This is a genomic window from Neisseria elongata subsp. elongata, from assembly GCF_900113545.1.
Taxonomy (GTDB): domain Bacteria; phylum Pseudomonadota; class Gammaproteobacteria; order Burkholderiales; family Neisseriaceae; genus Neisseria; species Neisseria elongata.
In genome coordinates this window covers 20637-39274 of the sequence record NZ_FOPS01000004.1, presented here as the reverse complement: position 1 = coordinate 39274, position 18638 = coordinate 20637, and the positions used below count along the sequence as shown (strand labels likewise).

Annotated in this window: 18 protein-coding genes; 12 read left to right on the top strand and 6 right to left on the bottom strand. The window is 54.2% G+C overall.

Going from position 1 to position 18638, the window contains the following annotated elements; genetic code table 11:
• Positions 1–144: 144 nt before the first annotated feature.
• Positions 145–792, top strand: coding sequence for an alpha/beta hydrolase (locus BM261_RS04950; RefSeq protein WP_003775007.1), 648 nt, complete (start codon positions 145–147; stop codon positions 790–792).
• A gap of 105 nt (positions 793–897) precedes the next feature.
• Here the strand turns inward: BM261_RS04950 and prmB are convergent, their stop codons facing one another.
• Complete coding sequence (prmB, locus tag BM261_RS04945) at positions 898–1797, bottom strand: 50S ribosomal protein L3 N(5)-glutamine methyltransferase (protein WP_074895778.1); 900 nt, start codon at positions 1795–1797, stop codon at positions 898–900.
• 151 nt (positions 1798–1948) lie between these two features.
• Between prmB and recN the strand changes: the two genes are divergently transcribed.
• From recN to mpl, 7 genes are all read left to right on the top strand, one after another.
• Complete coding sequence (gene recN, locus BM261_RS04940; protein WP_074895776.1) at positions 1949–3610, top strand: DNA repair protein RecN; 1662 nt, start codon at positions 1949–1951, stop codon at positions 3608–3610.
• A gap of 115 nt (positions 3611–3725) precedes the next feature.
• A complete protein-coding gene (locus BM261_RS04935) occupies positions 3726–4283 on the top strand; it encodes a hypothetical protein (RefSeq protein WP_074895774.1) in 558 nt (185 codons plus the stop codon).
• A gap of 74 nt (positions 4284–4357) precedes the next feature.
• Entirely contained in the window at positions 4358–5383 is a 1026-nt protein-coding gene (gene lpxK / locus BM261_RS04930; protein ID WP_074895770.1) for a tetraacyldisaccharide 4'-kinase, read from the top strand.
• A 206-nt stretch (positions 5384–5589) separates the two neighbouring features.
• Positions 5590–6165 carry a DUF2059 domain-containing protein gene (locus tag BM261_RS04925; protein WP_074895767.1) on the top strand — a complete coding sequence of 192 codons (576 nt, stop codon included), beginning with the start codon at positions 5590–5592 and terminating at the stop codon, positions 6163–6165.
• Positions 6166–6226: 61 nt separating this feature from the next.
• Entirely contained in the window at positions 6227–6409 is a 183-nt protein-coding gene (locus tag BM261_RS04920; RefSeq protein ID WP_002221286.1) for a Trm112 family protein, read from the top strand.
• Positions 6406–7176 (top strand): 3-deoxy-manno-octulosonate cytidylyltransferase, encoded by a 771-nt coding sequence (gene kdsB, locus BM261_RS04915; protein ID WP_074895764.1) that lies wholly within the window; start codon positions 6406–6408, stop codon positions 7174–7176. Before BM261_RS04920 ends, kdsB begins: the two co-directional genes overlap by 4 nt.
• Positions 7177–7299: 123 nt before the next feature.
• A complete protein-coding gene (gene mpl, locus BM261_RS04910; RefSeq protein WP_074895761.1) occupies positions 7300–8676 on the top strand; it encodes a UDP-N-acetylmuramate:L-alanyl-gamma-D-glutamyl-meso-diaminopimelate ligase in 1377 nt (458 codons plus the stop codon).
• A 265-nt stretch (positions 8677–8941) separates the two neighbouring features.
• Here the strand turns inward: mpl and BM261_RS12870 are convergent, their stop codons facing one another.
• Complete coding sequence (locus BM261_RS12870; protein WP_256205704.1) at positions 8942–9064, bottom strand: hypothetical protein; 123 nt, start codon at positions 9062–9064, stop codon at positions 8942–8944.
• Positions 9065–9379: 315 nt separating this feature from the next.
• Here BM261_RS12870 and BM261_RS04900 point away from each other — a divergent pair, with 315 nt between their 5' ends.
• Positions 9380–10006, top strand: a complete 627-nt coding sequence (locus tag BM261_RS04900) for an NAD(P)H-hydrate epimerase (RefSeq protein WP_074895756.1) — start codon at positions 9380–9382, stop codon at positions 10004–10006.
• A gap of 72 nt (positions 10007–10078) precedes the next feature.
• Here BM261_RS04900 and BM261_RS04895 read toward each other — a convergent pair whose 3' ends face one another.
• Together BM261_RS04895 and BM261_RS04885 are read right to left on the bottom strand one after the other, a co-directional pair.
• Positions 10079–11386, bottom strand: a complete 1308-nt coding sequence (locus BM261_RS04895; RefSeq protein WP_074895753.1) for a replication-associated recombination protein A — start codon at positions 11384–11386, stop codon at positions 10079–10081.
• Between the two features lie 224 nt (positions 11387–11610).
• The gene (locus tag BM261_RS04885; protein ID WP_074895750.1) at positions 11611–13209 is read right to left on the bottom strand and encodes a hypothetical protein; all 1599 of its coding nucleotides are present in this window, start codon (positions 13207–13209) and stop codon (positions 11611–11613) included.
• Between the two features lie 142 nt (positions 13210–13351).
• Between BM261_RS04885 and BM261_RS04880 the strand changes: the two genes are divergently transcribed.
• Genes BM261_RS04880 through BM261_RS04870 form a run of 3 tightly spaced genes read left to right on the top strand, consistent with a single transcriptional unit; the run spans position 13352 to position 16024 of the window.
• Positions 13352–13741 carry a hypothetical protein gene (locus tag BM261_RS04880; RefSeq protein WP_074896209.1) on the top strand — a complete coding sequence of 130 codons (390 nt, stop codon included), beginning with the start codon at positions 13352–13354 and terminating at the stop codon, positions 13739–13741.
• Positions 13742–13794: 53 nt separating this feature from the next.
• A complete protein-coding gene (gene thrC, locus BM261_RS04875) occupies positions 13795–15204 on the top strand; it encodes a threonine synthase (protein ID WP_074895747.1) in 1410 nt (469 codons plus the stop codon).
• A gap of 1 nt (position 15205) precedes the next feature.
• Positions 15206–16024, top strand: a complete 819-nt coding sequence (locus BM261_RS04870; protein ID WP_074895744.1) for a BUD32 family EKC/KEOPS complex subunit — start codon at positions 15206–15208, stop codon at positions 16022–16024.
• Between the two features lie 126 nt (positions 16025–16150).
• Here the strand turns inward: BM261_RS04870 and BM261_RS04865 are convergent, their stop codons facing one another.
• Together BM261_RS04865 and BM261_RS04860 are read right to left on the bottom strand one after the other, a co-directional pair.
• Positions 16151–16825 (bottom strand): DUF3108 domain-containing protein, encoded by a 675-nt coding sequence (locus BM261_RS04865; protein WP_114910501.1) that lies wholly within the window; start codon positions 16823–16825, stop codon positions 16151–16153.
• A 96-nt stretch (positions 16826–16921) separates the two neighbouring features.
• Positions 16922–18412 (bottom strand): FAD-linked oxidase C-terminal domain-containing protein, encoded by a 1491-nt coding sequence (locus BM261_RS04860; protein ID WP_070452702.1) that lies wholly within the window; start codon positions 18410–18412, stop codon positions 16922–16924.
• Positions 18413–18638: the final 226 nt, after the last annotated feature.

The window sequence follows — 18638 nt, the reverse complement described above, 5'->3', positions numbered from 1 at the left end:
TGGTGTGGAAAGCGGGAGAAGGAAAATAACGGAAAGGCGCGGTGATGTAAAGGCCGTCTGAAAAATCGTTTCGGGCATCCTTCATAGACAAAGCCCGACTGCCGCCTTTACAATCCGCCATCCGAAACCGCAAGGAACGCCATCATGAACCAACCGGAAGTTTTGAGCATCAACGGCCCCGTAGGCACGCTCGAAACCATTTTCCTGCCGTCGCAAACCGCCCCGCAGGGCGTGGCGGTCATCAACCACCCCAACCCGCTGCAAGGCGGCACCAACACCAACAAAGTCATCCAAACCGCAGCCAAAGCACTCAACCGGCTGGGCTTCCACTGTTACCTGCCCAACCTGCGCGGCGTCGGCAACAGCGGCGGCGAACACGATTACGGCCGTGGCGAAACGGAAGACTGCCTGGCCGTTATCGACTACGCCCGCAGCCGCCACCCCGAAGCACCGAAACTGGTCATCGCGGGCTTTTCCTTCGGCGGCTACGTTTCCCTTTTCGCTGCCGCCCGCCAGACCCCTGACTTACTGCTGCTGATGGGCCCTGCCGTGCGCCACTACGATCGCGAACGCGAACCCGACGCGCCGAACCCGGCCCGCACCCTGCTGATACACGGCGAGCTGGACGAAGTCGTCAAACCGCAGCAGGCATTGGACTGGGCGGCCGGACAAGACATCCCCGTCATCCTCATCCCCCAAGCCTCGCATTTCTTCCACGGCAAATTGATTCCCCTGCGCGACACCATCCAACGTTTCGCCCCCGCCGTACTGCAACAGGCAGATGCCCGATAAGGCAGCCCGTCACGGCTGAGGCCGTCTGAAAAACCGTTTCCGACAAGAAAAACGGTTTTCAGACGGCCTCAGGCTTTTTTCAATGCCGGGCGGCACTGCTTCCGCCTATTCCTTACCCAGCAACTGTTCGCGCGTCAGCAGGAACACGAAGCCGTCGCCGCCGCTGGTTTCCAGCCAGGTAAACGGCAGTTCGGGATAAGCGGCTTCCAACACATCGCGGTTGTGGCCGATTTCCACCAGCAGCACGCCGCGCGGATTGAGGAACTTCGCCGCCTGCAGAATAATCTGCCGCGTCGCGTCCAGTCCGTCTTCGCCGCTGCCCAAGGCCTCTTCCGGCTCGTGCAAATATTCCGGCGGCAGTTCGGCCACCGACTCGGCATCGACATAGGGCGGATTGGAAACGATTAAATCGTAAGTGCCTTCCAAGCCTTCGAACAAATCCGTATGAATCAGATTGATGCGGTCTTCCAAGCCGTAATCTTCCACATTAATGGCCGCCACTTCCAGCGCATCCAGGCTGATATCGACCGCATCGACGTCCGCCGCCGGATAATGATGCGCCATCTGGATGGCCAGGCAGCCGCTGCCGGTACACAAATCCAAAGCCGTATGCACCAGCTCGTCATACTCTATCCACGGGCGCAGCGGCTCGCCCAGCAGCTCGTAAATAAACGAACGCGGCACAAGCACCCGTTCGTCCACATAAAAATCAAATTCGCCCTGCCAAGCCTGATTCGTCAAATACGCCACCGGCACACGTTCGTTTACCCGCCGCTCGATCAAAGCCAGCAGGCGGCGTTTTTCAGACGGCAGCAAAACCGCATCCAGATAGGGTTCCAGCAAATCCAGCGGCAGATTCAGCGTGTGCAGGATCAGATAAGCGGCTTCGTCGTGCGCATTGTCGCTGCCATGGCCGAACGCCAGCCCCGCCTCATTGAAACGGCTGACGGCAAAGCGCAACATATCGCGCACGGTGGAAAGGTATCGTTCGGCTTCTTTAAACATAATTTATCCGGTGTGATTTTAAAAACGGCGCGGATTATACCTTACTTTCAGACGGCCTTTGCTCCGTCGCGACCGCTCAAGACAAGCAAACAGTCGTCTCACGGCCGCTTCCCCTATATAATCGCCGCCCACGACATCCAAAGGATTCACCATGCTGCTGGCACTTTCCCTCAACGACTTCGTCATCGTAGACCGACTCAACCTCGACTTCCAACCCGGTTTCACCGTATTGACCGGCGAAACCGGCGCCGGAAAATCCATCACCCTCGACGCCATCGGCCTGCTGTTGGGCGACAAGGCCGACTACGGCCAAATCAGGCAGGGTGCGGCAGAAGCACGCCTCTCCGCCCTGTTCGACCTTTCCGAACTGCCCGAATTGCAGGCCGAACTGCGCGAACAAGGGCTGCTGGCGGAAGATGCGGAAGAACTCTCCGTCCGCCGCATCATCGATGCCAAAGGAAAAAGCCGCAGCTACATCAACAACCAGGCCGCCACCCTGTCGCAACTGAAAAGCATAGGCAGCCGCCTGATCGACATTCACGGCCAAAACGCCCACCACTCGCTCAACCAAGAAGCCGCGCAGCGCGAACTGCTGGATGCCTTTGCCGGCTGCACCGCGCTGGCGAGCGAAGTCAAAGCCGCCTACCAAAGCTGGCAAAACGCCAACCAAGCCCTGAAGGCCGCCCAAACCCAAAGCGAAAACCTGCAAATCGAACGCGAACGGCTGGAATGGCAGTTTGACGAACTCAGCCGCCTCGCCCCCGCGCCCGGCGAATGGGAAACCGTCAGCCAAAGCCACGACAGCCTCGCCCACGCCGCAGAACTGATGGAAGCCGCACAGGAAACCGAAGAAGCCATCAACGGCGACAACGGCCTGCAGGCGCAAATCTACCGCTGCCAGAAAAAACTCGAAGCCCTCAGCCGCATAGAACCGCGCTTCAACGAAAGCCTGAACCTTCTGGCCAGCATCGAAGCCGAATTGGGCGAAGTATCCGCCAACATGCGCGACGTAGCCTCCCGCAGCGACCTCGATCCGGCCGAACTGGCCGCACAAGAACAACGCCTGGGCGAACTGATGGGCATGGCGCGCAAATACCGCGTCGAACCGCAGGATTTGCCGGCTAAAATGCAGGAAATCGAAGCCGCGCTGCAACAACTTCAAGCCGCCGCCGACATTGCCGCCCTCGAAGCCGCCGCCGAACGCTGCGAAAAACAATATCACGAAGCGGCGCAGCAACTTTCCGCCGGCCGCCGTCAGGCCGCCGAACGCCTCGGCAGCGAAACCGCCGCCCACATGCAGGAATTGGCCATGAAGGGCGCGCGCTTCCACATCGAACTGCTGCCCGCCTCCCCGTCCGCCTTCGGACTGGAACAAGTGCAATACCAAGTGGCCGCCAACAAAGGCAGTCCGCTGCGCCCGCTGAACAAAGTCGCCTCCGGCGGCGAACTGGCGCGCATCAGCCTCGCCCTGCAAGTCGTCACCAGTCAATACACCCAAACGCCGACCCTGATTTTCGACGAAGTGGACACCGGCATCGGCGGCGGCGTAGCCGAAATGGTGGGCCGCGCCCTGAGAAGCCTCGGCAGGAAACACCAAGTGCTGGCCGTTACCCACCTGCCCCAAGTGGCCGCCTGCGGCGAACAGCATTGGCAGGTCAGGAAAAACAGCGAGGGCGAGCAAACCGTCAGCAGCATCCGCGTACTCTCCGCCGAAGAACGGGTGGAAGAAATCGCCCGTATGCTCGGCGGCGAAACCCTCACCGCCACCACGCGCAGCCATGCCGCCGAACTGCTGGAAATGGCGGCACGCTGAACAACGACGCCGCCATACGGTCAGGCCGTCTGAAAAGCGGGTTTCCCGAACATATTTTCAGACGGCCTGAAATGGTAATATCGGGGTTTGCCCCTTTCCATTCACGGAAACGAATATGAACAAAATCGGAATCTTCCTGACACTGACTTTCGGCTGCACCCTGCCCGCCGCCGCAGAATGCCTGATCAGCCCGACCAGCATCGGCGACGTCTCACTCGGGCAGGACCTGAAACAGGTCAGGCAAAAATTTCCCAAAGCGAAATTCAAACGGGAAAGTGATGCCGAAGGTGCGGCCTTTGTCGACATCACGCTGTCCAAAGATATTACCGTGTCGGCCCATTTGAACGGCGACGACGATCCCGATGCGCCTTTGCGGCTGAACAAGAAAATTATCTGGCTGGGCACTTCCTCCCCCGCCTGCCGCACCGCTTTGGGCATCCGCCCGGGCATGAAAATCCAAGATGCGGAAGCAAAACTGGGCAAGCTCAAACGCATCAGCCTGTCGGAAATCGAAATGCGCGAAACCGCCGAATTTACCCGTATGCCGAAACAGATGACGTTCCGAGTCGAAAGCGGGGCGGGAATTTATGCGGATCCAGACAAAATACCGAACCAAACCCGCCGCTATCGCAAAAACTCCCGCATAGAAACCATTTCCGTTTCATCATATTGATTGCCACGACAACCCAACCGAAAGATAAAACCTGCCTACTACCATACATTTTCCATACTCTGAAGGCCGTCTGAATGCCCAAACCCCATCAAATCATCGAACGACATTGGCAACGCCCCAATCCGTTTTTATCTTTCCTGCTCAAACCCTTATCCATGCTGTTTGCCAAAATTGCGGCGAAACGGCGCGATGATTTCGTTTCAGGCCGTATGAAAAGCGAAAAGCTGCCCGTGCCCGTGGTCGTGGTCGGCAATATCCACGCGGGCGGGACGGGGAAAACGCCGATTGTCGCCGCGCTGGTGTCGGGTTTGCAGGAAAAAGGCGTCAAGGTCGGCATCATCAGCCGGGGCTACGGGCGCAAGAGCAAGGCGGTTCATGTATTGAATGCCGAGAGCCGTGCGGAAGATGCTGGCGACGAGCCTTTGCTGCTGTTCCGTAAAACCGGCGCGCCGACGGCAGTGGGCGGCAGCCGTGCGGAGGCAGGCAGGGCGTTGCTGGCGGCGCATCCCGACATCGGGCTGATTGTGGCGGACGACGGTTTGCAGCATTACGCCCTGCGGCGGGATGTGGAAATCGCGGTGTTTCCGGCGGCGGATACGGGGCGCACCGATTTGGATTTGCTGCCCAACGGCAGTTTGCGCGAACCTTTGTCGCGGCTGGATTCGGTGGACGCGGTCGTGATTAGCGGCGGCAAGGCAGATGCGTCGTTTGCGCCGTCTGAAAATATGTTTCACAGCCGCATCGAAACGGGACAGATTTACCGTTTGAACCAGCCGTCCGAAATACTGGACACAGTTCGTCTGAAAAACCAAACCGTCGCCGCCGTGGCGGGCATCGCCAAGCCCGAGCGTTTTTTCGATTCGTTGCGGAACATGGGCATCACCTTGAACCAAACCGTCGCGCTGCCCGACCATGCCGACATCGCAGCGGCAGACCTGCCGGATGCGGACGCGGTGATTATTACGGAAAAGGATGCGGTTAAGTTTTCAGACGGCATCAATCTGAATCATGTATGGGTATTGCCTGTTTGTGCGATAATCGAACCTGATTTGGCGGAATTTGTGTTGGAACGGCTGGAGCATGCGCCGAAGGTCGTCTGAAAGCATGGTTTAAGCTAAGTTATCATGGACTCGAATAAGAACGCCTCACGCCGTCATTCCCGCGCAGGCGGGAATCCAGACCTTGAATTTTCAGGAATGCCTGGGGGACTTCAGAAATCCCAAATCTCCGGATTCCCGCCTGCGTAGGAATAATGGAAGCCGGTTGTATTTTTTATCTGCATTAATCATTCGTTAAAGGAGTGGATATGAAACTGAAAACCTTATTATTGCCCTTCGCCGCACTGGTACTGTGTACCAACGCATTTGCCGCCCCGCCCAGCGACGCGTCGCTGAAACGTCTGTTTGAAGTACAAAGGATGGACGCTCTGTTGGATCAGTCTTTCCAAAGGGTTGGTGGCATGGTGCTTGCTAATCCGAATATACAGAATTTTTTGAAAGATGCGCCGGCCGACAAGCGTCCGCAGTTGGAAGCAGCCTTGAGAAATCATGCAAATCGAATAGTTGCCGAAATCAATACGCCGCAAGTGCGCGCCCAATTGCGTAAAGCAACTATGGACGGCGTAAAGACGGTTCTTACTCAGGAAGAAGTCGATGCGTTGATCGGCTTTTACGGCACGGAGGTAGGTCAATCGATACTCGATAAAATGCCGCGCTATCTTGAAGCAACGATGAATCCGATGATGATCATCCTCACCGAAAAATACGAAAAATCAAATCAAAACGAAAAATTAGTCCGAGAAATCCAGCAGATTATGTGCGGCGGCAAAAATCCTGCCCCAGACTGCCCAACACAACCACCAAAAGCGGCACGGAGAAAATAATGCCGCTTAAGGCCGTCTGAAAGCGAGTTTCGCTAAAACCATCAAACCCGAAAGAAACCCCATGGAAAAAAAATTCTTAGACATCCTCGTCTGCCCCGTTACCAAAGGCAGGCTGGAATATCATCAGGACAAACAGGAATTGTGGAGCCGTCAGGCGAAGCTTGCCTATCCGATTAAAGACGGCATTCCCTATATGCTGGAAAACGAAGCACGAGCGTTGAGCGAAGAGGAACTCAAAGCATGACCGAATTCGTCGTATTGATTCCGGCGCGGCTGGATTCATCGCGCCTGCCCGGAAAAGCCTTAGCGGACATCCACGGCAAACCGATGGTCGTGCGCGTTGCCGAACAGGCGGCAAAAAGCAAAGCCGCGCACGTCGTCGTTGCCACCGACCATCCCGATATTCAGACGGCCTGTCAGGCGCACGGCGTCGAAGTCGTCATGACTTCAAACCGGCACGAAAGCGGCACAACCCGCCTTGCCGAAGCCGCTGCCGCGCTGAAACTGCCGCAACATCTGGTGGTCGTCAACGTACAGGGCGACGAGCCGCTGATTGCCCCCGAACTCATCGACCGCACTGCCGAAGTCTTGGTGGAAAACAACGTGCAGATGGCGACCGCGGCGCACGAATTGCACGATTTCGACGAATTTATGAATCCCAACATCGTCAAAGTCGTCCTCGACAAAAACCGCAACGCCATCTACTTCAGCCGCGCCCCGATTCCCTATCCGCGCGATGCCATGCGCGCCGAAAAACGCGAATTGCCCGCCGAAACCACCGTCCTGCGCCATATCGGCATCTACGCCTACCGCGCCGGTTTTCTGCAACGCTACGCCGAAATGAGCGTCTCGCCGCTGGAAACCATCGAATCGCTGGAACAACTGCGCGTCCTGTGGCACGGCTACCCGATTGCCGTCGAAACCGCCAAAGAAGCCCCTGCCGCCGGTGTGGATACGCAGGAAGATTTGGAACGTGTGCGGGTAGTTTTCCAGACGGAACAGAACGGCTGAAGCCCGATTTTCCTTTCAGAGGCCGTCTGAAACGTTTTCCATGCTTGAAACCTCGTTTCAACTGCGTCAAAACAATGCTTTCAGACGGCATTTAGATTTAAATTCATTTAAAGATTCAAAATTATGAAACACATCCACATTATCGGTATCGGCGGCACGTTTATGGGCGGGGTGACCGCCATTGCCAAAGAAGCGGGGTTCAAAGTCAGCGGTTGCGACGCGAAGATGTATCCGCCGATGAGCACCCAGCTCGAAGCCTTGGGCATAGACGTACACGAAGGCTTCGATGCCGCGCAGTTGGACGAATTTAAAGCCGACGTTTACGTTATCGGCAATGTCGCCAAGCGCGGGATGGATGTGGTTGAAGCGATTTTGAACCGCGGCCTGCCTTATATTTCCGGCCCGCAATGGCTGTCGGAAAACGTGTTGCATCATCATTGGGTACTCGGCGTGGCGGGGACGCACGGCAAAACCACCACCGCGTCCATGCTCGCCTGGGTCTTGGAATATGCCGGACTTGCGCCGGGCTTCCTCATCGGCGGCGTACCGGAAAACTTCAGCGTTTCCGCCCGCCTGCCGCAAACGCCGCGCCAAGACCCGAACAGCAAATCGCCGTTTTTCGTCATCGAAGCCGACGAATACGATACCGCCTTTTTCGACAAACGCTCCAAATTCGTGCATTACCGTCCGCGTACCGCCGTGTTGAACAATCTGGAATTCGACCACGCCGACATCTTCGCCGATTTGGGCGCGATACAGACCCAGTTCCACCACCTCGTGCGCACCGTGCCATCTGAAGGCCTCATCGTCTGCAACGGACAGCAGCAAAGTCTGCAAGACACTCTCGACAAAGGCTGCTGGACGCCGGTGGAAAAATTCGGCACCGGACACGGCTGGCAGGTCGGTGAAGTCAATGCCGACGGCTCGTTCGACGTATTGCTTGACGGCAAAAAAGCCGGACACGTCGCATGGGATTTGATGGGCGGACACAACCGCATGAACGCGCTTGCCGTCATCGCCGCCGCGCGCCATGCCGGCGTCGATATTCAGACCGCCTGCGCAGCCTTGAGCGCGTTTAAAAACGTCAAACGCCGCATGGAAATCAAAGGCACGGTAAATGGCATCACCGTTTACGACGATTTCGCCCACCACCCGACCGCCATCGAAACCACCATCGAAGGCCTGCGCCAGCGCGTCGGAAACGCCCGCATTCTCGCCGTCCTTGAGCCGCGTTCCAACACCATGAAACTCGGCACCATGAAAGCCGCCCTGCCCGAAAGCCTCAAAGGTGCCGACCAAGTATTCTGCTACGCCGGCGGCGTGGACTGGGACGTCGCCGAAGCCCTCGCGCCTTTGGGCGGAAAGCTGCACGTCGGACAAGACTTTGATGCCTTCGTTGCCGAAATCGTGAAACATGCCGAAGCAGGCGACCATATTTTGGTGATGAGCAACGGCGGTTTCGGCGGGATACACGGGAAGCTGCTGGAGGCGTTGAAATAAGGTTGGTTGAAATTTTGGAATGATTGAGGTCGTCTGAAAACCGGAGTTTGGTTTTCAGACGACCTTTGTTTCTGTGAATCAATGAGATGCAGGTTTGGGTTGTTAAAGTTCGCTTTTAGGGTTCGTCTGAAAAGCTCTAGACTCAACTATTTATATCTGACATCAATATATGCAATATTTTTCTGTTTAGACTATCGTCCAAAAATATACAAAAGGTCGTCTGAAACCATTTCAGACGACCTTTTTTCTTCCTAGCTATCCATATTTAACCGCAACCGCCGCATTTGCCGCAGCCGCTGCTGCAATCGCGTTTTTTCGGTTTGGCGACAATAGAATCAATGTGCGCAACCGCGCCTTTACTGAGTTTTGATAAAGGTATGGTAGACATAGGGGGTTACTTTCGGTGTCGATTAAAAAACAAACAGCCTGGAAAGACGAATCTGACGCGGGGAAGGATAAGGATATATCTCGCCGCCCGCTCCCGCAAAAAAGATAATTTTAATTATTTGCTGCTTTATTTCGCTATGATAATAAATCTTGTTAATAAAAAAATCAAATCCAAGAGCTGCCAAAACCCTGATTTCAGACGGCTTCTTGCGGCAAATCAAAAAAAGGAATGATTCATCGGAAAAGCAGGGGAGCACTATTGATGGGATTTCCGTTTTGATGTTTCATAAAACGGTGGAGACAAAAGGAGCAAATGATGAAAATCTACACCGCCGCAGAAATGCGCGAACACGAACAAATGGCAGTCGACAAAGGCACGACTTTCGAGCAACTGATGGAAAACGCGGGACGAGCCGCAGCCGCCGACCTGCTGCGAAGGCGGCCCCAGGCCGGGCGGGTGCTGATTGTGTGCGGCAAAGGCAACAACGGCGGCGACGGCCTGGTGATGGCGCGGATACTGCAGGTGCACGGCTGGCGGGCGGACATCCTGTTTGCCGCCGGAGAAAAACTATCCGAACTGGCGGAATTAAACCGCAGCCGGCTGCAAGGTTTGGACGGCATAGGCTTGATTGCCGCCGAAGACTTGGCAGGCCGTCTGAAAACAGGTTACGACGTGATTATCGAAGGCATCTTCGGCACAGGCTTCGGCGGCAGGCTGCCCGCCGGCATCGCCGCAATCTGCCGCCTGCTGAATCAATCGGACGGCCTGAAAGTCGCGCTGGACATCCCGACCGGGCTGAACTGCGACACGGGAGAAGCGGATGCGGATACCTTCCGTGCCGATTTAACCTACACCTTCGCCGCCTACAAACCGGCGCACCTGGGCGGAAACGGCAAAACATACTGCGGCGAAATCGTCTGTTTGGATATTGGCATCGATTAAGGCCGGGCAATATGTCAGAGGCCGTCTGAAGGTTGTTTTTCAGACGGCCTCTGCCCTACCCCGCGTTGTTTTTTATTCTTTCAACGCTTCCTCATCCAGCGATTTCAACCATTCCAGCTTCTCACCGATTTTGATTTCCAGCCCGCGCGGGACGGGTTGGTAGAAGTCCGGTTCGTCCAGGCCGTCGGGCATATAGCTTTCGCCGGCGGCGTAGGCGTTCGGTTCGTCGTGGGCATAGCGGTATTCACGTCCGTAGCCCAATTCCTTCATCAGCTTGGTCGGGGCATTGCGCAGGTGGACGGGCACTTCGTCGCTGGCGTTTTCTTTGACGAAGCGGCGCATTTGGTTGTATGCCTTGTAGCCCGCGTTGGATTTCGCGGCGGCGGCAAGGTATAACACGGCTTGCGCCAGCGCGAGTTCGCCTTCTGGCGAGCCTAAGCGTTCAAAGGTGGCGGCGGCATCGTTGGCGATTTGGAAGGCGCGCGGGTCGGCAAGCCCGATGTCCTCCCACGCCATGCGCACGATGCGGCGGGCGAGGTAGCGCGGGTCGGTGCCGCCGTCGAGCATACGGCAGAACCAATACAGCGCGGCATTCGGATGCGAGCCGCGCACGGATTTGTGCAGGGCGGAGATTTGGTTGTAGAAACTCTCGCCGCCTTTGTCGAAACGGCGGATTTGCGCCCCGAGACTGTCGGCGAGAAATTCGGCGGTTAAGGTTTTCAGACGACGTGTGTCGGCGGCGCGTAAAAGTTGTTCCAATAAATTCAACAATCTGCGCGCATCGCCGTCGGCGGTATTGACGAGCAGCTCCTGCGCATCGGCTTCAATCGTGAAATCCCGGTATTCGGGCAAAGCCAACACTTTGGCAATCAGTTTCTTGAGGTCGTCTGAAGACAAGGATTGCAAAACATATACCTGTGCGCGGCTCAACAGCGCGGGATTGACTTCAAACGACGGGTTTTCCGTCGTCGCGCCGATAAAGGTCAGCAAACCGCTTTCAACATGCGGCAAAAACGCGTCCTGCTGCGCCTTGTTGAAGCGGTGGACTTCATCGACAAACAAAATCGTCGCGCGTCCCTGCTGCAAAGCGATTTCAGCCTTATCGATTGCCTCGCGTATGTCCTTTACGCCGGAGAACACGGCGGAAACAGGCAGAAACTGGGCATTGAAACTCTGCGCCAAAATCCGCGCCAACGTCGTCTTGCCCACACCCGGCGGCCCCCACAGCAACATAGAATGCGGCTTCCCGCCTTCCACCGCCACACGCAGCGGCTTGCCTTCGCCGATTAAATGCTGCTGCCCGATGACATCATCAAGCGTATGCGGGCGCAGACGTTCGGCAAGCGGCGCATCGGGTTTGCGGGTGAAAAGGTCGGACATGGCAGTTTCCGTGAAAAGGGTTTTCAGACGACGTGGATTATATCAGGTCGTCTGAAAACGGACGGATGGCAAAGGGAACAATAAAGACAGGATACATCACAACCGTCATTCCCGCGCAGGCGGGAATCCACTTATGAATTTCAGTTGATTGATTTTTAGGGCTTTGTCTATCCTCAAAGATGGATTCCCACCTGCGCGGGAATGACGGCATGGTTTGCCATAACTTACTGGCAGATTTTTTTGTCGGTGTATCCTATATCAGGATGACCATCCTTGTTTCTTGGCGAATCATGATTACAGCTGCTGTAATTAATCTGGATTGACATATTTTTTGCATTGGATTGTATCGGCAGGATAGGTTGGACATTGAAATTATTCAAGCCGGCATTGGATTGGGCGTTAAGGTCATTTTTGAATCTAACGTCAGTATTAATATCAATTGCAGGATCGTCATGACCGGTATTGTCAGGATTACCGTCGTCAATGCCATCAGTATTGGTACTGATATAACCTTTCGGCATGATTTGCAGGGCTTTTCCGCTGATGACGATACATTCTTCGGTTAGTTGCTTAGCTGCTTTTCGTTTTTCAGTATCCTGACCTTTCTCATCTTTTTCAGTGAAGTCAGCTTCAGTGTTATCAGTAGTCGCCGGGCAGAAAAACTTAGTATCGCCCAAATTCCACGCCATATAGCCGTATAGGGCGTTGTTGCGTTGTTCGGGAGTGGTTGAGCAATGTATTTTCTTCTGTGGTTCTATGTTGTCCCTTTCCTGTTTCTTTAAAAAGGAAGAACAGTTGAATTTTTCTTTTATTTTCCTTAAGTCATTTTTATCAATGCCGTTGGTTTCTTGAGAGCCGTTGTTTTGTTGGAAGTTATTATGCAATAAGTACCATGAAGAGTTTTCAGGAATTTCAATGATATGGGTAAAATATAAAATTGCTATTTTATCGCTAAAACCGAATATCAATAGACATAATATTATTATATATGTCATGGCTCCCTTGATAATAATTTTATAAATTGAATTGAGGTCTTTAATCCAGTTTTTATAAAAATAATAGAGAACTATAACGACATTAATTATTATCACAAGTGGATATATATTTTTTGCTTGTGGGTATAAATATTTTAAAAAAATTTCGAGTAATTGAGAAAGAGCATAAACAAATACCAAGTAAAATATTATAAATAATAATATTTTTACCCATCCAACGCTTTTATCAGAGCGATTTGACTTAGGAGATTTTAGGCTTCGAATATCCTGTATCAAAAGAACTGAATCTGGTAATAATAAATACACTAAAAGTTGGTACAACAAAAATATAATAATAGAAATAATTATAAAAACTGTACTTGCAGCGATTAGGCTAGACGGATTGCTGATTACATCAGGAAGAATGCTTAATTGATTAATCTTTAAGAGATAAGCAAATATAACAAATCCACCGACGAGTATCCCTAATACTGTCGATATTCCGATGAGTTTGCTGATGGTTTCCAAATGATCAGACGGTTTCCTTTGCTCTTTTGGTTGCTCAACCGTATCAGCTTGTTTCATTTCTGCCAGTTTTGCAGCATCATTATTTTCTGTGGCATTTTCATTCGCCTTGTTTGAGTTTTTATTTTTTCTCGCGTATATCCATTCTGCAATCTTTTTAAAAAATCTACATAAGCATGTAGATTCATCTTTTTTCTGTGCATTGTCTTTTGATTCAGGCTGTTTATTTTCAGCGGTATGCTCTGAATGCTCTTGAATGCCTTCATTAGCCATTTTCTCTTGATTGTCTTTAGGGTTTTGCGTGTTTTCGTTTGAGTTAGCCATTTATAAATCCTCTATTTTCCCAGAAAAACGGATTATAACTCGACTTTCCCCAATCCCCCATCTCACACCGCTTACGGTATAATACGCGTTCGTTTAAAGACTTTGCAGGGCGTTTCAGACGGCCTTGCGGCGAGGGATGATTATGAATATGAAGAAGGTTGTTGCCATTGCTTCTGTAGCGGCGTTGTTGGGCGGTTGTGCTTATGATTCGAACTCGGTGTTCGGCGGTTTCGGCGGCAGTCAGGATATGGCCGGCATCGGCAATTCGATGCTGAAAACCGTTATCGACGGACAATGCCGCACCGAGCTGAACAACCGTAACGAATGGCGCATGATTGCACTGAGCATGAGCGCGGAACGCCAACGCCAGTGGGAAGACAGAATCTGCAGCTGCGTGAGCGAAGACGCGCTGAACCAGGTCAGCGTGGCCGACCTGACTTCCATGCTGGACACCAACAGCCGCAATCAGGCCGTGGCGAAAATCACCGCCCGCACAGTAACATCCTGCGTGAAACGTATTTACAGACCCTAAACCTTTTCAGACGGCCTTTTGAGGCCGTCTGAAAACATGATTCGGAGAAAAAAGTGAAATACATCAGCACACGCGGCGCAACCGACCGCAAAACCTTCGGCGAAGTCCTGCTTATGGGGCTGGCACCCGACGGCGGCCTGATGCTGCCGGAACATTATCCGCAAATCGACCGTGCGACCTTAGACAAATGGCGCGGTTTGGCCTATGCCGATTTGGCGTTTGAAATCATGCGCCTGTTTGCCACCGACATCCCCGAAGGCGACCTTCGCGCCATCATCAACCGCACCTACACCGCCGAAGCCTTCGGCAATGCGGAAATCACCCCCGTGCGCACCCTTTCAGACGGCCTGAAAATCCAAGCCCTGTCCAACGGCCCCACACTGGCCTTCAAAGACATGGCCATGCAGTTTTTGGGCAATGCCTTCGAATATGTTTTGAAACGCGAAGGGCAAACCCTGAACATCGTCGGCGCCACCAGCGGCGACACCGGTTCGGCCGCCGAATACGCCCTGCGCGGCAAGGAAGGCATCCATGTGTTCATGATGTCGCCGGAAGGCAAAATGAGCGCGTTCCAACGCGCGCAGATGTACAGCCTGCAAGACGAAAACATCCACAACATCGCCGTGGACGGCATGTTTGACGACTGCCAAGACATTGTAAAAGCCATTCAAAACGATGCCGCCTTCAAAGAAAAATACCGCATCGGCACGGTCAACAGCATCAACTGGGGACGCGTGATGGCGCAGGTGATTTACTACTTCGCCGGCTATTTCAAAGCGACGGAGAGCAATGACGAAACCGTCAGCTTCTGCGTGCCCAGCGGCAACTTCGGCAATGTCTGCGCCGGACACATCGCCAAACAAATGGGCCTGCCCGTGCGCCGCCTGATGGTCGCCACCAACGAAAACGACGTATTAGACGAGTTTTTCAAAACCGGTTCCTACCGTCCGCGCACCGCCGCGCACACCCACGTTACCTCCAGCCCGTCGATGGACATTTCCAAAGCGTCCAACTTCGAACGCTTCATTTTCGACCTGACCGGCCGGGATGCGGCGGAAATCGAAACGTTGTGGGCGGAAGTCGGCGCAGGCAAAGGCTTCAACCTCGCTTTCGCGCTGGACAAAATCCGCAATGAATACGGCTTTGTTTCCGGCAAAAGCCTGCACCGCGACCGCCTGGCCGTCATCAAACAGGTTTACGGGCAAGACGGCGAACTCATCGACCCGCATACCGCCGACGGTGTGAAAGTCGCCCGCGAATTGCGCGAGGCAGGCGAAACCGTCGTTTGCCTGGAAACCGCGCTGGCGGCAAAATTTGCCGACACCATCCGCGAAGCGGTCGGCGATGTGGACATCCCGCGTCCGGCCAAACTGCAGGGTTTGGAAGATTTGCCGCAGAAGGTGCAGAACGTACCGAATCAGGCCGAAGCAGTAAAAGAAATTATCCGCAACGTGTTAGATTAAGATGCAGATAAATAAAAAAGATACGGACACCAACCATACCAATGCCCCAAACTTTGCCGTCGAACTTACCCGGCTCGCCGCTCAGCAAAGTAACAATATCGCGCGCTATACACTTTCAGACGGCAAGACCGTTTGGATACGTAAAGCTAAACCGCATAATCCTGCCTGGCGTTACGCACTACTGGGTATGATTACCAAACCGCTCCATTTAGGAGTACTAAAGCCTGTACCAAACTTAGGTGGAGAAAAAGCGATTGCAGTTGAATCAACCCGCCTACGTACGCTTTATAAGGCCGGCATCCGCGTACCAGAATTACTGGCTGTACAGAACAACGCCCTGATGATGGGTAATTTGACCGGTATCGCACTTGACGTCCGAATCGAACAAGAAGCCGGAGAGGGGCACTTGGACGCATGGGAAACAGGATTGTCGGCAATCGAAGACGTGCATCGGCGCGGGCAATTCCTAAGTCAGGCTTTCGCCCGCAACTGCATGATAGACAGCGATAAAGTCTCTTTCCTCGATTTTGAGGACGACCCGTCCGAAGTATTGACCTTGGAGGAATGCCAAAGCCGGGATTGGTTGTGCTATCTGCATTCGACTTCGTTATTGTTAAAAAAATACGGTTTGCTGAAACAGGCGTCGGTTTTATGGCATGACAAACTGTTGGAACAATCGGAAACAGTGCAAAAACTGGTATTGCAAACTGTGCGGCCAATACGCTGGATACATTGCATAAGTCATTCGTTTTGGGGGCGGGATGCACTGAGGCTGGCTGCACTAACCACCTTGTTTATATTGGCCGATAGTTATTTTTGAACGGGATTCCCAATATAGAAAATAAATGCTGTATTGATTTCCTATTTGTCATTCCAGATAAGGCCGTCTGAAAAATCCTACAAACGCATTTTTCAGACGGCCTTTTTATCTCAGGACAACACAGCTTCAAGGTTTAATCGTTTGGCCGTTGATTTTCAGGCCGGTCAGTTTCAAATCGTAGGTTTTGCCGTTGTCAGTGTAGGTGATTTTGGCCGGAATGTTGCCGAACGCGGGCGCGAAGGAATAGTTCACGATGTCGTCGCCGCGTTTGACGCGGTAGTTGTCGATGGTGGTTTTGCCGCCGTTGAACGCATATTGTGCCGAACCGGTTTTCACCAGCCCGCTGACATTATAGACGCGCTTGCCGTTGGTGATTTTCAGGCCGGCGGGGAGTTTGCCGTCGGTGGCGGCCAGCTGCCACGACAGGGCGAACAGGTCGAGGATTTGTCCGGCGGCGTTTTCGGTTTGCAATTCGCCGCTTTTGCCGTAGGTGATTTTGCCGCCGCCGAATTTGGCTTCGGCATAGGTTTTGCCTTTGCGGATGTCTTTGTAATAGCTTGGGTGCAGGCTGTTGCCGTGGATGGTGCCGCCGCTTTCGAAGCGGAAGTTGTACATCGGCACTTTGATGACGGAAACGATGCGGTAGCTGTTGCCGCTGCGGCTAAATGTCATAGTTGCCGGAATGCCGTAAGAGCCGCTGTATTGCAATTCCGCGCTTTGCGGCAGTTCGGCTGCCGAGGCAGGTAGTGCGGCGGTTAGAAGTGCCAGCGCGGCGGGCAATAGGGAAATGGGTTTCATCATGGATCCTCTCAGTGCTTACCCTGCTTCAGGGTGTGGAAAGATTGCTTTTTCAGACGGCCTCTCCAGCATAAGGCAGGCCGTCTGAAAAACGGATGTTTAAAAATATTCCAAATCGGGAAACTTGGCGGCAATGCTGCCGCCGTCGAATGTGCGGGCGTATTCGGCGCAGCGCGTTTTCAGCGGCAGTTTTTTATCGCGGTTGAGCAGCATTTCAGGGTCGAACGCGGCTTTGATGCCCCAAAAGGCGGCGCGTTCCCCTTCGCCGAATTGGGCACACATGCCGTCGATTTTTTCCAGCCCTACCCCGTGTTCCCCTGTAATCGTGCCGCCGAGCTGCACGCAGCGGCGCAGGATTTCCGCACCGAAGGCCTCGGCGCGCGGCCATTCGCCCGCCTGATTGTCGAACAGGATGAGCGGGTGCATATTGCCGTCTCCCGCATGGAAAACGTTGATGCACTGCAGGCGGTATTTCTTCGACAGCCCGTCGGTAAAATCCAGCATTTCGCCGATTTTCCGCCTCGGGATGGTGCCGTCCATGCAATAAGAATCGGGCGCAAGGCGGGCGGCGGCAGGGAAGACGGATTTGCGGCCCGCCCAAATGGCGGTACGTTCGATTTCGTTGCGCGACACTTTCAGGCCGGTCGCGCCGGCGCGGTTCAGGATGTGCCGTATTTTACCGATTTCCGCTTCAACCTCTTCGGCCATGCCGTCCGATTCGCACAGCAGCAATGCTTCGGCTTCGCGGTCAAAACCGGCATGCAGGTAGTCGTCCACGGCGCGGGTGGACGCGCCGTCCATCATTTCCAGCCCGGCTGGAATGATGCCTTCGGCAATAATATCGGCCACCGCTCGCCCTGCTTTGCCCATATCGGCAAACGAAGCTTGGATGACTTGCGCGGTTTGCGGCTTGGGCAGAAGTTTCAATACGACTTCGGTGACGGCGGCAAACATGCCTTCGCTGCCGATAAACAGCGGCAGCAAATCCAAGCCCGGCGCGTCATACGCTTCGCCACCCAGTTCGATGATGCTGCCGTCCATCAATACGGCGCGGATTTTCAACACATTGTGGGTGGTCAGGCCGTATTTCAAACAGTGCAGGCCGCCGGCATTTTGCGCGATGTTGCCGCCTATGGTGCAGGCAAGCTGGCTGGACGGGTCGGGGGCGTAGAAAAGGCCGTACGGCGCGGCGGCATCGGAAACGGCCTGGTTGCGCACGCCGGGCTCTACCGTGGCGGTACGCGCCTGCGGATCGATTTTCAAAATGCGGTTAAACCGCGCCATCGCCAGCAAAAGCCCGTCGGGCGTGGCCGTGCCGCTGCCGGTCAAACCCGTGCCCGCACCGCGTACAGTAACGGGTATCCCCAACTTCGAACAGGTTTGCAGAACGGCCTGCACCTGCGCTTCGGTTTCCGGCAGGGCGACGGCCAGCGGCGGGCGGGTGAAAACGGTCAGCGCGTCGCATTCGTAGGCTTTCAGTTCGTTTTCCGCCGTCAGCAGGGTCAGGCCGCCCAGCGCGCCGCGCAGGATTTCCTGCAACATGGCGCGTTGTTCGACATTGAGGACGGTTTGCGGGGCGGGTTCCTGCATGGCGGTCTGCGTTCGGGAAAAACAAGCGGGCAGTATAGTCCATTGGCGGATGCTTGCAAAACCGCATCCGGGCTTTGCCGACCCGCCGTTATTTTTCAGACGGCCCCAATTAGCCGAAACGGGCTTTTTCGGCTAAAATGCGCGGCTATTTGCCTTTTCTATTTTCAAAGGCCGTCTGAAAAAACCGATTTGTTTGGAAACATGTTTTCAGACGGCCTGCAACCCA

Coding starts and splice junctions, on each gene's coding strand:
- recN (WP_074895776.1), top strand. CDS start 1,949: ATGCTGCTGGCACTTTCCCTCAACGACTTCGTCATCGTAGACCGACTC.
- kdsB (WP_074895764.1), top strand. CDS start 6,406: ATGACCGAATTCGTCGTATTGATTCCGGCGCGGCTGGATTCATCGCGC.
- BM261_RS04860 (WP_070452702.1), bottom strand. CDS start 18,412: ATGCAGGAACCCGCCCCGCAAACCGTCCTCAATGTCGAACAACGCGCC.
- BM261_RS04880 (WP_074896209.1), top strand. CDS start 13,352: ATGAATATGAAGAAGGTTGTTGCCATTGCTTCTGTAGCGGCGTTGTTG.
- BM261_RS04920 (WP_002221286.1), top strand. CDS start 6,227: ATGGAAAAAAAATTCTTAGACATCCTCGTCTGCCCCGTTACCAAAGGC.
- BM261_RS04885 (WP_074895750.1), bottom strand. CDS start 13,209: ATGGCTAACTCAAACGAAAACACGCAAAACCCTAAAGACAATCAAGAG.
- BM261_RS12870 (WP_256205704.1), bottom strand. CDS start 9,064: ATGTCTACCATACCTTTATCAAAACTCAGTAAAGGCGCGGTTGCGCAC.
- BM261_RS04925 (WP_074895767.1), top strand. CDS start 5,590: ATGAAACTGAAAACCTTATTATTGCCCTTCGCCGCACTGGTACTGTGT.
- BM261_RS04900 (WP_074895756.1), top strand. CDS start 9,380: ATGAAAATCTACACCGCCGCAGAAATGCGCGAACACGAACAAATGGCA.
- BM261_RS04870 (WP_074895744.1), top strand. CDS start 15,206: ATGCAGATAAATAAAAAAGATACGGACACCAACCATACCAATGCCCCA.
- BM261_RS04935 (WP_074895774.1), top strand. CDS start 3,726: ATGAACAAAATCGGAATCTTCCTGACACTGACTTTCGGCTGCACCCTG.
- mpl (WP_074895761.1), top strand. CDS start 7,300: ATGAAACACATCCACATTATCGGTATCGGCGGCACGTTTATGGGCGGG.
- BM261_RS04865 (WP_114910501.1), bottom strand. CDS start 16,825: ATGATGAAACCCATTTCCCTATTGCCCGCCGCGCTGGCACTTCTAACC.
- prmB (WP_074895778.1), bottom strand. CDS start 1,797: ATGTTTAAAGAAGCCGAACGATACCTTTCCACCGTGCGCGATATGTTG.
- BM261_RS04895 (WP_074895753.1), bottom strand. CDS start 11,386: ATGTCCGACCTTTTCACCCGCAAACCCGATGCGCCGCTTGCCGAACGT.
- lpxK (WP_074895770.1), top strand. CDS start 4,358: ATGCCCAAACCCCATCAAATCATCGAACGACATTGGCAACGCCCCAAT.
- BM261_RS04950 (WP_003775007.1), top strand. CDS start 145: ATGAACCAACCGGAAGTTTTGAGCATCAACGGCCCCGTAGGCACGCTC.